At 57.0% G+C, this 12,993-nt stretch carries 13 protein-coding genes; 11 read left to right on the top strand and 2 right to left on the bottom strand.

Going from position 1 to position 12,993, the window contains the following annotated elements; translation table 11 throughout:
- Nucleotides 1-21: 21 nt before the first annotated feature.
- Nucleotides 22-687, top strand: coding sequence for a MarC family NAAT transporter (locus tag L350_RS17015; protein ID WP_032624264.1), 666 nt, complete (start codon nucleotides 22-24; stop codon nucleotides 685-687).
- Between the two features lie 93 nt (nucleotides 688-780).
- On the opposite strand, the gene L350_RS17020 is transcribed toward L350_RS17015, so the two are convergent.
- A complete protein-coding gene (locus tag L350_RS17020; RefSeq protein WP_022648106.1) occupies nucleotides 781-1,977 on the bottom strand; it encodes a sugar transporter in 1,197 nt (398 codons plus the stop codon).
- 176 nt (nucleotides 1,978-2,153) lie between these two features.
- On the opposite strand from L350_RS17020, the gene L350_RS17025 reads away from it, so the two are divergent.
- From L350_RS17025 to L350_RS17035, 3 genes are all read left to right on the top strand, one after another.
- Complete coding sequence (locus L350_RS17025; RefSeq protein WP_023306191.1) at nucleotides 2,154-2,942, top strand: PhzF family phenazine biosynthesis protein; 789 nt, start codon at nucleotides 2,154-2,156, stop codon at nucleotides 2,940-2,942.
- Nucleotides 2,943-2,964: 22 nt separating this feature from the next.
- Nucleotides 2,965-3,777 carry a PhzF family phenazine biosynthesis protein gene (locus L350_RS17030; protein ID WP_032624263.1) on the top strand — a complete coding sequence of 271 codons (813 nt, stop codon included), beginning with the start codon at nucleotides 2,965-2,967 and terminating at the stop codon, nucleotides 3,775-3,777.
- A 62-nt stretch (nucleotides 3,778-3,839) separates the two neighbouring features.
- Entirely contained in the window at nucleotides 3,840-4,322 is a 483-nt protein-coding gene (locus tag L350_RS17035; RefSeq protein ID WP_032624262.1) for a GNAT family N-acetyltransferase, read from the top strand.
- On the opposite strand, the gene ptrR is transcribed toward L350_RS17035, so the two are convergent.
- Nucleotides 4,276-5,154: a putrescine utilization regulator PtrR gene (gene ptrR / locus L350_RS17040; RefSeq protein ID WP_032624261.1), complete on the bottom strand. Its 879-nt coding sequence runs from the start codon at nucleotides 5,152-5,154 to the stop codon at nucleotides 4,276-4,278. The genes L350_RS17035 and ptrR overlap by 47 nt on opposite strands.
- Before the next feature lie 99 nt (nucleotides 5,155-5,253).
- Here ptrR and sad point away from each other — a divergent pair, with 99 nt between their 5' ends.
- The 7 genes from sad (at nucleotide 5,254) to L350_RS17075 (ending at nucleotide 12,906) form a co-directional block, all read left to right on the top strand.
- Nucleotides 5,254-6,636, top strand: coding sequence for a succinate-semialdehyde dehydrogenase (sad, locus tag L350_RS17045; RefSeq protein ID WP_032624260.1), 1,383 nt, complete (start codon nucleotides 5,254-5,256; stop codon nucleotides 6,634-6,636).
- A gap of 127 nt (nucleotides 6,637-6,763) precedes the next feature.
- Nucleotides 6,764-8,353, top strand: coding sequence for a methyl-accepting chemotaxis protein (locus tag L350_RS17050; RefSeq protein WP_023300101.1), 1,590 nt, complete (start codon nucleotides 6,764-6,766; stop codon nucleotides 8,351-8,353).
- A gap of 62 nt (nucleotides 8,354-8,415) precedes the next feature.
- Nucleotides 8,416-9,342 (top strand): glutaminase B, encoded by a 927-nt coding sequence (glsB, locus tag L350_RS17055; RefSeq protein WP_003857165.1) that lies wholly within the window; start codon nucleotides 8,416-8,418, stop codon nucleotides 9,340-9,342.
- Nucleotides 9,342-9,704: a DUF4186 domain-containing protein gene (locus tag L350_RS17060; protein ID WP_022648114.1), complete on the top strand. Its 363-nt coding sequence runs from the start codon at nucleotides 9,342-9,344 to the stop codon at nucleotides 9,702-9,704. Before glsB ends, L350_RS17060 begins: the two co-directional genes overlap by 1 nt.
- Nucleotides 9,705-9,762: 58 nt before the next feature.
- Nucleotides 9,763-10,728 (top strand): sensor domain-containing diguanylate cyclase, encoded by a 966-nt coding sequence (locus L350_RS17065; protein ID WP_022648115.1) that lies wholly within the window; start codon nucleotides 9,763-9,765, stop codon nucleotides 10,726-10,728.
- 82 nt (nucleotides 10,729-10,810) lie between these two features.
- Nucleotides 10,811-11,338, top strand: coding sequence for a GNAT family N-acetyltransferase (locus L350_RS17070; RefSeq protein ID WP_032624259.1), 528 nt, complete (start codon nucleotides 10,811-10,813; stop codon nucleotides 11,336-11,338).
- Between the two features lie 116 nt (nucleotides 11,339-11,454).
- Nucleotides 11,455-12,906, top strand: coding sequence for a tagaturonate reductase (locus L350_RS17075; RefSeq protein WP_032624258.1), 1,452 nt, complete (start codon nucleotides 11,455-11,457; stop codon nucleotides 12,904-12,906).
- The last annotated feature ends 87 nt before the right edge of the window (nucleotides 12,907-12,993 follow it).

Here is a 12,993-nt window from a genome sequence, read left to right as displayed (position 1 = left end):
GGATAAGGACTGCGGTGCATTATGTTGGATTTGATTAAAGCAGTGGGGCTTGGGCTGGTGGTGTTGCTTCCGCTGGCGAACCCGTTAACGACCGTGGCGCTCTTTCTGGGGCTGGCGGGTAACATGAACAGCGCGGAGCGCAACCAGCAGTCGAGGATGGCCTCCGTCTACGTCTTCGCGATTATGATGGTGGCTTATTACGCCGGACAACTGGTGATGAATACTTTTGGTATTTCGATTCCCGGTCTGCGTATCGCCGGTGGGCTGATTGTGGCGTTTATTGGTTTCCGGATGCTGTTCCCGGCGCATAAAGCGCATGAATCGCCGGAAGCCAAAAGCAAATCGGAGGAGCTTGAAAGCGAACCGAGCGCCAATATCGCGTTTGTGCCGTTAGCCATGCCGAGCACGGCGGGGCCGGGAACGATTGCGATGATCATCAGTTCCGCCTCAACGGTGCGTGATGGGTCGACATTTCCGCACTGGGTTATCACCGTTGCGCCGCCGATCATTTTTGCGCTTATTGCCATTATTGTCTGGGGGTCATTGCGCAGTTCCGGGGCGATTATGCGCTGGGTGGGCAAGGGGGGGATTGAAGCTATCTCCCGTCTGATGGGCTTCCTGCTGGTCTGTATGGGCGTGCAGTTTATTATTAACGGCGTACTGGAGATTGTTAAGACGTATCACTGAGGACATTGCCGGGTGGCGCTGCGCTTACCCGGCCTACAAGTCCGTAATAACCTAGGCCGGGTAGGTCGAAGCCGCCACCCGGCACAACTAACGTCAACCGTGGCTGGTCTGTTCTTCCATCGCGACCGGCCATTTACGGAAGATAAGCACCGACCAGATCAGCGCAATCAGCGCGGGAATCGCCCCGAGATAGCCAATGGCCGACATCGATACATGCAGGCTGATCTGATTTCCCACCAGCGCACCGGCCCCAATTCCCAGATTAAAAATTCCCGAGAACAGCGACATTGCCACGTCCGTGGCGTCCGGGGCCAGGGCCAGCACTTTGACCTGCATTCCCAGACCAATAATCATGATCGCCACGCCCCAGAACAGACTGAGGATCGCCAGATGACTCTCGCTGCCTGCCGCAGGCATCAGTAACAGCAGGCACGCCAGCAGCAGGCCAATCGCACTGCTTACAAGCGCAGACGCGTGCTTATTGCCCAGCTTCCCGAACAGGATGCTGCCGATAATCCCCGCGCCGCCCAGGATCAGCAGCAGAACGGTGGCGAAGTTAGCGCTAAAGCCCGCCACAACCTGAACAAACGGCTCAATATAGCTGTAGGCCGTGTAATGGGCGGTCACCACAATCACGGTCAGCAGATAGATGCTCATCAGCGCTGGTCGACGCATCAGCAGCGGCAGACTTTTCAGCGAGCCGGAGTGTTCGCTGGGCAGTTTTGGCAGCAGTTTGATCAGACACACCAGGGTGATCAGCGCCCCCATGCCGATGGCAAAGAAGGTGGTGCGCCAGCCGAAGTATTGACCCACAATGCGCCCGATCGGCAGGCCTAACACCATCGCCAGCGCCGTTCCGGTGGCAATCAGGCTCAGCGCCTGGGCGCGTTTCCCCGCCGGGGCGAGACGAATGGCGAGCGATGCGGTGATCGACCAGAAAACGGCATGGGCAAACGCGATGCCGACGCGGCTGATCACCAGCACCGTAAAGTTCCATGCCATAAATGACAGCACATGGCTGGCTATGAACACCACAAACAGCCCAATCAGCAGCTTACGACGTTCCATCTGGCTGGTCAGCAGCATAAACGGCAGCGACATCAGCGCTACCACCCATGCATAGATGGTCAGCATAATGCCAACCTGTGCCGTTTCCATATGGAAGCTGGCTGCAATGTCGGACAGCAGCCCAACCGGAACAAATTCCGTGGTGTTGAAAATAAACGCTGCGATGGCGAGCGTGACCACGCGTAGCCACGCGACCCTGCGGGAAACCGTGTGTGTTGTCATAGGGATATCTGGGATTCGTTGCCTGAAAGATGAGGAGACGATCTTAAAGCCTTAAACGGCGAAAACTCAACCGTTATGTGATGTGAATCACAAAATTTACCTTCATGCAGCGGTAGCGAACGCGGTTGTTTTCATTGAAGATAAAGAACAACACAACAAAAACAGGCGGTAACACAATGCAGGAGATTGATTTTTATCTGGTAGATGCGTTCAGCGAGTCCTCCTTTGGCGGCAACCCGGCGGCGGTGTGCCCGCTCGACGCGTGGCTACCGGATGAGACGTTACTGCGGATGGCACAACAGCATAACCAGTCGGAAACCGCGTTTTTTGTGTGCACCAAAGGGGGGATTGAGCTGCGCTGGTTCACCACGCTCACCGAGGTTAATCTGTGTGGTCACGCGACGCTTGCCGCGGCGTATGTTCTGTTTAACGAACTGGATTATCCGGACTCACGCCTTCATTTTGACACCGCTTCTGGTCGCCTGACCGTCAGCCGTGAAGGTGACTGGATGACGCTGGACTTCCCGGCCTGCCCGACGCAGGCACAGACGCCGCCACCGGAGATGCTCGCCGCACTCGGTATCAGCCACTACGTCGAGGCGCGAAAAGGCCGCGCCTGGGTGCTGGTACTGGAGAGCCGCGAGCAAGTGGAAGCCATTAATCCGGATTTCTCCGCCATGACGCCGGGGGAGCATAAAGTGGCCGTCACCGCCCGGGACGAGGGGGAATACGACTTTGTCAGTCGTTTCTTCTCGCCGGGCGTGGCCGTGCCGGAAGATCCTGTCACCGGCTCCGCGCACACCATGCTGATCCCTTACTGGAGTGAACAGCTTGGCAAAACACAGATGTTTGCCCGTCAGGTTTCTGCCCGTGGTGGCGACGTACGCTGCGAACTGGAAGGCGACCGCGTGCGGATGGGCGGGCAGGCGGCGCTGTATCTGAAGGGCACAGTATTTCTGCGCTGAATAAATCTAAGAGGAACCAACGATGCAGGAAATTGATTTTTATCTGGTGGATGCCTTCAGCGACAGGGCGTTCGGCGGCAATGCGGCGGCGGTGTGTCCGCTGGAAGCGTGGTTGCCGGATGAGACGCTGCTGAAGATGGCGAAGCAGCATAATCAGTCAGAGACGGCGTTCTTTGTCCGAACGGATAACGGGTTTGAACTGCGCTGGTTTACCACGCAGGATGAAATTAACCTCTGCGGCCACGCAACCCTCGCGGCTTCTCACGTTATTTTCGAATACCTGGATTATCCACATACGGAAATCACCTTCACCACGCGCTTTGTCGGCGAACTGACGGTACAACGCAGCGGCGACTGGCTGACGCTGAATTTCCCGGCGTGGTCAACCGAGGTTGTCGATACTCCACCCCCAGTGCTGTTCAGCTCGCTGGGCATTAACGCGGCAAAAGAGGTGCGTGCAGGGCGCGATTACATGCTGGTGCTCGACAGCCAGCGGCAGGTGGAGGCGCTGACGCCGGATATCACAGCCATGCTCCCGCTGGGGAAAATGGTCTGCGTTACGGCGCCGGGGGATGAGTATGATTTCGTCAGCCGCTTCTTCTGCCCGGGGGAAGGGGTACCGGAGGATCCGGTGACGGGATCAGCGCACAGCATGCTGATCCCGTACTGGAGCGAAAAGCTTGGAAAAACGCAGATGTCGGCCCGCCAGGTCTCCTCCCGTGGCGGGGATCTGCGCTGCGAGCTGAAAGGCGACCGTGTGCTGATTGGCGGGCAGGCCACGCTGTATATGAAGGGGAAAATTTTCCTTCGTCTCCAGGATTACGGTCATCATTAAAAACTATGTCGCCGGTATACAGGGCGGGCGGTATGTTGAACGAAAACGACAAGGAGCCTGCCATGTATTCTATTACCGCTGAATCCGCCCATCATCCAGATATTCTCGCCCTGATTACGGCGCTGGACCGTTATCAAAGCGTTCTCTATCCCGCGGAAAGTAATCATCTGCTGGATTTAACCGAACTGCCGGACGACTCGCTGATCCTGATGATTATTCGTGACACTCAGCTTAACGCTGTCGGGTGTGGCGCTGTTGTTTTGAACGGGGACGGGACCGGGGAAATGAAACGGGTCTATATTGATCCAACCCATCGCGGGCAACGGCTGGGTGATAAATTACTGGCGGCGCTGGAAGATGAAGCCCTCAGCCGCTGCTGCCACACCGTCCGGCTGGAGACGGGGATCAAACAACACGCCGCTATTCGTCTGTATCAACAGAGTGGATACGAACGGCGCCCCGCGTTTGCCCCCTACAACGAGGATCCGCTGAGCCTGTTTATGGAGAAGACACTGGTGGCTGACGTTCGTTTAGCAGCCCTATAAACGCCTCAAGCTGGCGGGTCATCGCCCCGCGTCGCCACACCAGCCAGGTGGTGAGCCAGCGCCATTTTTCCGCCAGCGGCCACGCCGCCACCTGATGATGCCCCGGCATACTCTCCAGCATGGAGCGGGGCATCAGCGCAATGCCTGCCCCGGCAATCACGCAGGCGAGCATCCCGTGGTAGGACTCCATCTCGTGGATCCTTCCCGGCGTTACGCGGTCAGCATGAAACCAGCTCTCCAGATGACGCCGGTAGGAACAGTTGGCGCGAAAGGCATACACGTCGCTACCGCTCACCTGCGTGGCTTTTGACACTTCCGCATGGCCCGCAGGGGTGACCAGCATCATCTCTTCCCGGTAAACCGGCATTCCTTCCAGTTCGGGGTGTGAGAGCGGCCCGTCGACAAAGGCGGCGCTGAGCGTCCCCTCAAGCACGCCGTCAATCATCGTACCGGAAGGCCCGGTGGATAACGCAAACTGAATGCGCGGATAGCGCTGATTAAACCGCGCCAGACTTTCCGGAATGCGTACGGCGGCGGTACTTTCCAGCGCGCCGAGCGAGAATAATCCCTGCGGTTCATCCCCGGCGACGACCATTCGCGCTTCGTCGACCAGCGCCAGGATCTGCTTGCTGTAGCGCAAAAAATTGTGCCCGGCGGGGGAAAGCCGCAGGCGCTGATTCTCGCGAATAAACAGCTCCACACCGAGATCCGCTTCAAGCTGTCGGATGCGGGTGGTGAGGTTTGACGGCACCCGGTGTACCTTCTGCGCCGCCTGGGTAATGCTGCCGGTCAGTGCGACGGCGTTAAACATCTCAAGCTGTGTTAAGTCCATACCGTTCTCGATTCGTGAACAAGGTGGTGAGTATTATTCATTTTTAAGAAATAGCAGAGTGGGCCACAATCAATCAACTGTTATTACATGGAGAACTTCATGACGTATTCATCTGCTACCCATGCCCACTCTGTCAACCCGGCTACCGGCGAAACGCTGGCTGCTTACCCGTGGGCAACGTCCGGTGACGTTGAACGTGCCATTGCGCAGGCGGATACCGGTTTTCGTCAGTGGCGACGCGAAAGCGTAGCGCACCGGGCGCAAAAACTTCGCGATCTGGGTGCGGCGCTGCGTAGCCGTGCGGAAGAGATGGCGCAGACTATCTCCCGGGAGATGGGCAAGCCCATTGGGCAGGCGCGTGCGGAGGTGGCTAAGTCCGCCAGCCTTTGCGACTGGTACGCTGAATACGGCCCGGCAATGCTGCGCCCGGAATCTACCCAGGTCGACAATGCGGTGATTGAGTACCGTCCGCTGGGGCCTATTCTGGCGGTGATGCCGTGGAACTTCCCGCTCTGGCAGGTGCTGCGCGGTGCGGTGCCGATCCTGCTGGCAGGGAACAGCTATCTGCTTAAACATGCGCCAAATGTGCTCGGCTCGGCGGCGCTTATCGGGAAGGTGTTCGCGGATGCCGGTTTCCCGGAGGGGATCTTTGGCTGGGTGAACGCGACAAATGACGGCGTCAGCCAGGCGATTAACGATCGGCGTATCGCGGCGGTGACTGTAACCGGCAGCGTTCGGGCTGGTGCGGCAATTGGCGCGCAGGCGGGCGCGGCGCTGAAGAAATGCGTGCTGGAGCTGGGCGGCTCCGATCCGTTTATCGTTCTGAATGATGCCGATCTGGATCTGGCTGTCAACGCGGCCGTGGCCGGACGTTATCAGAATACCGGACAAGTTTGCGCGGCGGCGAAACGCTTTATTGTGGAAGCGGGCGTGGCGGACACCTTTACCCAACGCTTTGTTGACGCGGTCAAGGCGCTGAAAATGGGCGCACCGGATGAGGAAGATAACTATATTGGCCCGATGGCGCGATTTGATCTTCGCGATGAACTGCATCAGCAGGTACAGGCTACGCTGGCGGAAGGGGCGACCCTGCTGCTCGGCGGCGAGAAGCTTGCCGGGACCGGTAACTTTTATGCGCCAACCGTACTCGGCGACGTCACCCCACAGATGACGGCCTTCCGTCAGGAGCTGTTTGGCCCGGTGGCTGCGATTACCGTCGCCAATGATGCGTCGCACGCGTTGCAGCTGGCTAACGACAGCGACTTTGGCTTATCAGCGACGGTCTTTACCGCGAACGATGCGCTGGCTGAAACCTTCTCTCGCGAGCTGGAGTGCGGCGGAGTCTTTATCAATGGCTACAGCGCAAGCGATGCGCGCGTTGCGTTTGGCGGAGTGAAGAAGAGCGGCTTCGGGCGAGAGCTTTCACATTTCGGTCTGCATGAGTTCTGTAACGTTCAGACGGTCTGGAAGGATCGCGTGTAATGTTGATGCCGGGTAGGGCAAGGCCGCTACCCGGCAATTCACGTTTCCTGTCATTATTTTGCAATGGTTCTGTCATTTTCGTTTCGTAGACTCGCTCGCGTCTAACGTATTGTTACAGAAGAAAATTATGAACCTAACGCAAATTTTTCGTCGTCTTGCGCAGCGCTTTTTTCCTCGTCAGTTTGGCCTGCTGACCGGCATCTTTTGTATTATCGGCCTTTTCTCCGCCCTGCAACTTTCATCCTCCTTCCTGCTTACCGCTTCCCTGAATCAAGCCCAGCGTAACGAACAGCGCAATCAGCTGGCCTGGCAGCAACAGAGCAGACTGGATCAGGCGCGTATTTCGCTGCTTGCGGCGAGCGATCTGCTCAACCGCTCCGGGGTGTACTTTATGCAGGATAAAGAGACCGGTTCGGAAGGGAGCTGGCATAGCCTGATGGACGAGGCGCAAAAATCCCTGGCGGCGTCTCAGCAGGCATGGCAAGCCTGGCTCGCGCTTAATCCTCCGCAGGACGAGGGGCTTGTTAATAGCTATCAGCTGTTCTTCGGTGCCATTAGCGAGCAGGCGGAAGGGCTGGTGAAAACCAACAGCATCGACCTCTTTTTCGCCGTACCCGCCCAGGCGTTTCAGACCGATTTTAATGACAACTTTGCACGTTATCAGCAACGGAGTGAGAAGCAGGCGATACAGGGGCGTCAGTCGCTCATGGAACAACTCTCAGGCCTGCAACGGCTGTTCCTGTTTGCGCCGCTGGTGCTGCTGGCTATTGCCATTGCCGTCTGGTTTGCAATGGCGAAATGGGTGATATCCCCGCTACGCCGTCTGATTGTCCATATTAACCAGCTTGCGGCAGGGGATTTGTCGGGAATACCCCCTGACGTTGTGCGTTTTAACCGTGAAATCAGCCAGCTCAGCGGCAGTATTACCGCCATGCAGCGCGGGCTCCAGCAACTGGTGACTCAGGTCAGCGAGGCCACGACCTCTATGGTCGAAAATATCGGGTCACTTGCGCAGGGGAACCAGAAGCTTTATCAGCAGTCCACGCGACAGGCCAAAGAGCTGGAGGAAGTGACCGCGCATATCGCTGATCTCGAAACCCACGTTGAGGGGAACACGGGTTATGCAAAACTCGCCCGCTCGCGCGCGGATGAAGCCCGACAGGCTGCCGTCGGCGGGGAGCAAATGATGACAGCGGTGAATGGCTCGATGCAGACGATCGTCGACCGATCCTCAGAGATGCGTGGGATCGTCGCCATGATCGACAGCGTGGCGTTTCAGACCAATATTCTGGCCCTCAACGCTGCCATTGAAGCCGCCCATGCGGGAGAACAGGGGCGCGGGTTCGCGGTGGTCGCCCGTGAAGTGGGGCTGCTGGCCAGAAAAAGCAGTCACTCTACGCAAACCATTCAGTCGCTAATTAACCACTCGCTACAGGGCATTGAAGAAGGTTCTCAGGTGGTAAACCGTCTGGAAGAAAATCTCCAGCAGGTCACCGGGCTGGTGGCCAATCTGAGTAGCCTGCTCAATGATATTTCGCTGGCCACTCTAAATCAGGGGGAAAGCATTCATCAGATGACGCGCCAACTTCAGGCGCTGAATCAGGTATCGCGTCAGACAGATGTGCTGGTTAGCGAAGCGTCGAATGCCTCTGAGCGCCTGCATCGGGAGTCAGATCTTTTGTTGCAGGCCGTCTCGCGTTTTCGTCTCCCTGCCTGACGTGACGTATAAGCCTCTGTTATACTCGCAGCCCGTTTTAGCCTGAGGGCAAGGAGCAAAGTGTGGCTGCGGTCATCCATAATGAGATGCTGGACGAGATTCTGGCGCAGGTTCGTCCGTTACTGGGGCAGGGTAAGGTTGCCGATTACATTCCCGCGCTGGCCTCGATCAGCGGTAATAAGCTCGGCATCGCCATTTGTACTGTCGACGGGCAGCGTTTTCAGGCGGGAGATGCACTGGAGCGCTTTTCAATTCAGTCGATCTCAAAAGTGCTTAGCCTCGTTGCCGCCATGCGCCAGTATGACGAGCAGGAGATCTGGCAGCGGGTGGGCAAAGATCCCTCCGGTCAGCCCTTCAACTCCCTTCTCCAGCTTGAAATCGAACAGGGTAAGCCGCGCAACCCGTTTATCAACGCCGGGGCGCTGGTGGTGTGCGATATGCTGCAAAGCCGTCTGAGCGCGCCGCGCCAGCGTATGCTCCAGATTGTGCGGCAGCTTTCCGGCGTGCAGGACATCGCCTACGATCCGGTGGTAGCGCGCTCTGAGTTTGAACACTCTGCACGTAACGCCGCCATCGCCTGGCTGATGAAGTCCTTCGGCAACTTTCATAATGATGTCGCCACGGTGCTGCAAAACTATTTTCATTACTGCGCGCTGAAGATGAACTGCGTTGAACTGGCGCAGACTTTTCTGTTTCTGGCGCATCAGGGCCATGCCCCGCATCTGGGCGAGGACGTTGTCTCCCCGATGCAGGCCCGGCAGATCAACGCCTTAATGGCAACCAGCGGAATGTATCAAAACGCCGGGGAGTTTGCCTGGCGCGTGGGGCTGCCGGCTAAATCCGGCGTTGGCGGCGGCGTTGTGGCCATTGTTCCGCACGAGATGGCGATTGCCGTCTGGAGCCCGGAACTGGACGAGACCGGCAACTCACTGGCGGGCGTCGCGGCGCTGGAACAGCTGACCAAACGCCTTGGACGGTCTGTATACTGATGTCCACGTTAGATCCTCTGTTCACGCGCCTGGCTCGCTCCACGTTTCGTTCACGATTTCATTTAGGGATGAAAGAGCGGCAATACTGCTGGGATAAGGGCGCTGACACTATCGATAAGCATGCCGCTGATTTTGTCGCCGCGCGGCTGGCGCCTGCACACCCGGTGAATGACGGTAAGCAGACGCCGATGCGCGGCCATCCGGTTTTTATCGCCCAGCATGCCACGGCAACCTGCTGCCGGGGTTGTCTGGCTAAGTGGCATGCTATCCCGCAGGGCGTGCCGCTGAGTGCGCAGCAGCAACAGTATATCGTCAACGTGATCCATCATTGGCTGGTCATTGAGGTAAATCGTGCCTCCTGAACTGACAATGTCTCTGTTTAAGCTACGCTTTTACTAATGCTCAGCGTCAGGAGACGTCATGAAAGCACCTCTAATTCCCGTGAATGAAACGGAGCGCATGAATGCGCTGCGCGAGTCCGGTCTGCTTGAGATCGACAATTATCCCGCGTTTGATCGTCTCACGCGGCTGGCAACACGCTTTTTCAGGGTGCCGCTGGCGATGATTACGCTGGTGGATGACCACGCTGCGATCGTGAAATCTGCCGACGGGCGGGCACTCGCCAGCCAGCCTCGCGATCTCTCGTTTTGTGGTCATACGATCCTGGGTGACGCGCCGCTGGTGGTGGCTGACACGCTGCTGGACGAACGCTTTGCGGATAATCCGCAGGTGGCGGGAGATCCGGGCGTACGCTTTTATGCCGGTTTCCCGCTGCGTTTACGTGACGGGGCGTGCGTAGGATCGTTGTGTCTCATTGATTACGCACCGCGTGAGTTTACCGCGGCGGATTCCGCCGTACTGGCCGATCTCAGCGCGCTGGCAGAAGATGAATTTGCAGCCGTTAGCGCCGCCACGACCGATGAACTCACGGGCCTGTTTAACCGACGCGGGTTTAACCAGTTTGCCCAGTTTGCACTGTCGGTTTCGCAGCGTAGGGCAGAACCGTTAACGCTTGGCTGGCTGGATCTGGACCATTTCAAAACCATTAACGATCGCTTCGGGCATCAGGAGGGCGACAAAGCCCTGAAAGCGATGGCCGCCCTGATGCGCTCCTCATTCCGCGAGGCCGATATGCTGGTACGTTTCGGGGGAGATGAGTTCGCGGTGCTGTTTGCGGATACCGATGAGCCTGGCGCCTGGATCGCCATGCAGTATCTTGTCGAACAAACGGAGAAGTATAACGCGCGTCAGCTGCATCCCTGGTCGTTACAGTTCTCCTGGGGGCTGAGCGAGTTCGATCATCACCGCAACGATATGCAGGCATGGTTAAAACACGCGGATGCGCAAATGTACGCCATGAAGCGGCAACATCACGGCGAAAAATGACATAACGAAATCCTATGTCATCGCTTATTGCGTAACAAAAATGTTAATAGCAAAGTGGAGAGATTCAACCTAAGGACGCGCAATGAACTCTCCCATGCTGATTAAACCTCTCTCCCGACAGGACATCCTCAGCCACATTGATGCCCTGAGCGATATCCTCGTCAACTGTGTAAACGGCGGCGCCTCCGTCAGCTTTATGCTGCCTTTTTCTCCCGAGAAAGCCCAAACCTTCTGGCTCGGCGTCGCAGACAGCGTCGGGCGCGACGAGCGTACCGTCCTGGGCTGTTTTGACGCGGAGCAGGGGCTGGTTGGCACGGTCCAGCTGATCACCGACCAGCCGGAAAACCAGCCGCACCGCGCAGATGTCGCGAAACTTCTGGTACATGAGAAGGCGCGCCGTAAAGGTGCGGCAATGGCGCTGATGGAAGCCCTGGAGGCGGTTGCGCGTGAAAAAGCGCTTACGGTGCTGGTGCTTGATACCTCGACCGGCAGCGGCGCGGAGACATTTTATCAGAGAGCGGGCTGGCAAAAGGCGGGGGAGATCCCACGCTACGCCCTGATGCCGAACGGGGACATGACGGCGACCTCGGTGTTCTATAAATTTCTTTGATATTTTTCACCATCGCGTCCTGAGTTGATCCAGACAGGGGTTCTGGTCCTGAAGTTTTGATAAGTTATCACACCAATCTTCTCAGGCTGTATGACTAATTATAAAGGACCTCCATTGTGAACACACTCAACCGTCGTGATTTCCCCGGTGCGCGCTACCCTGAACGTATCATCCAGTTTGGCGAAGGTAACTTCCTCCGCGCGTTCGTTGACTGGCAAATCGACCTCTTAAACGAGCATACCGATCTCAATGCAGGTGTGGTGATTGTACGGCCGATCCAGAGTGATTTTCCGCCGTCGCTGAGCACCCAGGATGGTCTGTATACCACGATTATTCGTGGTCTGAATGAGGAGGGGGAAGCGGTAAGCGATGCGCGTCTTATTCGTTCCGTGAATCGTGAAATCAGCGTCTACAGCCAGTACGATGAATTCCTGAAACTCGCCCATAATCCGGAGATGCGGTTTGTCTTCTCCAATACCACGGAGGCGGGGATCGGCTATCACGCGGGCGATAAGTTTGACGATGCGCCAGCTGTCAGCTATCCGGCCAAACTGACGCGTCTGCTGTTTGAACGCTTTACCCACTTTAACGGGGCTGCGGATAAAGGCTGGATCATCATTCCTTGTGAGCTTATCGACTACAACGGCGATGCCCTGCGTGAACTGGTGCTGCGTTATGCACAGGAGTGGGCGCTGCCAGCGGCATTCATTGCGTGGCTGAATAACGCTAACACCTTCTGCTCGACGCTGGTTGACCGCATTGTTACCGGCTTTCCGCGTGATGAGGTGGCAGAGCTGGAAGCCGGGCTGGGCTATCACGACAGCTTCCTCGACACGGCAGAACATTTCTACCTGTTTGTTATTCAGGGGCCAAAATCACTTTCAGCTGAATTGTGCCTGGATAAATACCCGCTCAACGTCCTGATTGTTGACGATATCAAACCTTATAAAGAGCGTAAGGTGGCGATCCTCAACGGCGCACACACGGCGCTGGTTCCGGTCGCTTTTCAGGCCGGGCTGGATACGGTAGGGGAAGCCATGAACGACGGGGAGATTTGCGCGTTCGTAGAGAAGGCTATTTATGAAGAGATTATTCCGGTCCTGGATCTGCCGCGCGATGAGCTGCACTCCTTCGCCAGTGCCGTAACGGGGCGTTTTCGTAATCCGTACATTAAGCATCAGCTGCTGTCGATTGCACTGAACGGGATGACCAAGTACCGCACCCGCATTCTGCCGCAACTGCTGGCAGGGCAGAAGGCGACCGGTGAACTGCCAGCACGTCTGACCTTTGCCCTGGCGGCGCTAATTGCATTTTACCGTGCCGAGCGCAACGGTGAGCGCTATCCGGTGCAGGACGATGCGCACTGGCTTGAACGTTACCAGCAGCTGTGGACGCAACATCACGACAAACAAGTCACTACCCGTGAACTGGTATCGTCGGTGTTAAGCGTGAGCGAGCACTGGGAACAGGATCTCACTCTGGTGAACGGACTGGTAGACCAGGTTGCGCAGGATCTGGATGCAATTTTAAGCAAAGGCATGCGCGAGGCGGTGAAACCTCTCTGCTAATCATAATGCCCGGCGTTTGCCGGGTTTTTTACAGACCATTATTAGTTACAACATACTATACGTCCTTTTTTTAAAAAGCTCAGGCAG

This window comes from Enterobacter sp. MGH 4 (genome assembly GCF_000534735.1).
Classification (GTDB): Bacteria; Pseudomonadota; Gammaproteobacteria; order Enterobacterales; family Enterobacteriaceae; genus Enterobacter; species Enterobacter intestinihominis.
This window is presented reverse-complemented; position numbering and strand designations above follow the sequence as displayed.

Bases quoted from the DNA above. Each gene is read 5' to 3' on its own strand.
- L350_RS17015 (WP_032624264.1), top strand. From the start codon at position 22: ATGTTGGATTTGATTAAAGCAGTGGGGCTTGGGCTGGTGGTGTTGCTT.
- L350_RS17020 (WP_022648106.1), bottom strand. From the start codon at position 1,977: ATGACAACACACACGGTTTCCCGCAGGGTCGCGTGGCTACGCGTGGTC.
- L350_RS17025 (WP_023306191.1), top strand. From the start codon at position 2,154: ATGCAGGAGATTGATTTTTATCTGGTAGATGCGTTCAGCGAGTCCTCC.
- L350_RS17030 (WP_032624263.1), top strand. From the start codon at position 2,965: ATGCAGGAAATTGATTTTTATCTGGTGGATGCCTTCAGCGACAGGGCG.
- L350_RS17035 (WP_032624262.1), top strand. From the start codon at position 3,840: ATGTATTCTATTACCGCTGAATCCGCCCATCATCCAGATATTCTCGCC.
- ptrR (WP_032624261.1), bottom strand. From the start codon at position 5,154: ATGGACTTAACACAGCTTGAGATGTTTAACGCCGTCGCACTGACCGGC.
- sad (WP_032624260.1), top strand. From the start codon at position 5,254: ATGACGTATTCATCTGCTACCCATGCCCACTCTGTCAACCCGGCTACC.
- L350_RS17050 (WP_023300101.1), top strand. From the start codon at position 6,764: ATGAACCTAACGCAAATTTTTCGTCGTCTTGCGCAGCGCTTTTTTCCT.
- L350_RS17060 (WP_022648114.1), top strand. From the start codon at position 9,342: ATGTCCACGTTAGATCCTCTGTTCACGCGCCTGGCTCGCTCCACGTTT.
- L350_RS17065 (WP_022648115.1), top strand. From the start codon at position 9,763: ATGAAAGCACCTCTAATTCCCGTGAATGAAACGGAGCGCATGAATGCG.
- L350_RS17070 (WP_032624259.1), top strand. From the start codon at position 10,811: ATGAACTCTCCCATGCTGATTAAACCTCTCTCCCGACAGGACATCCTC.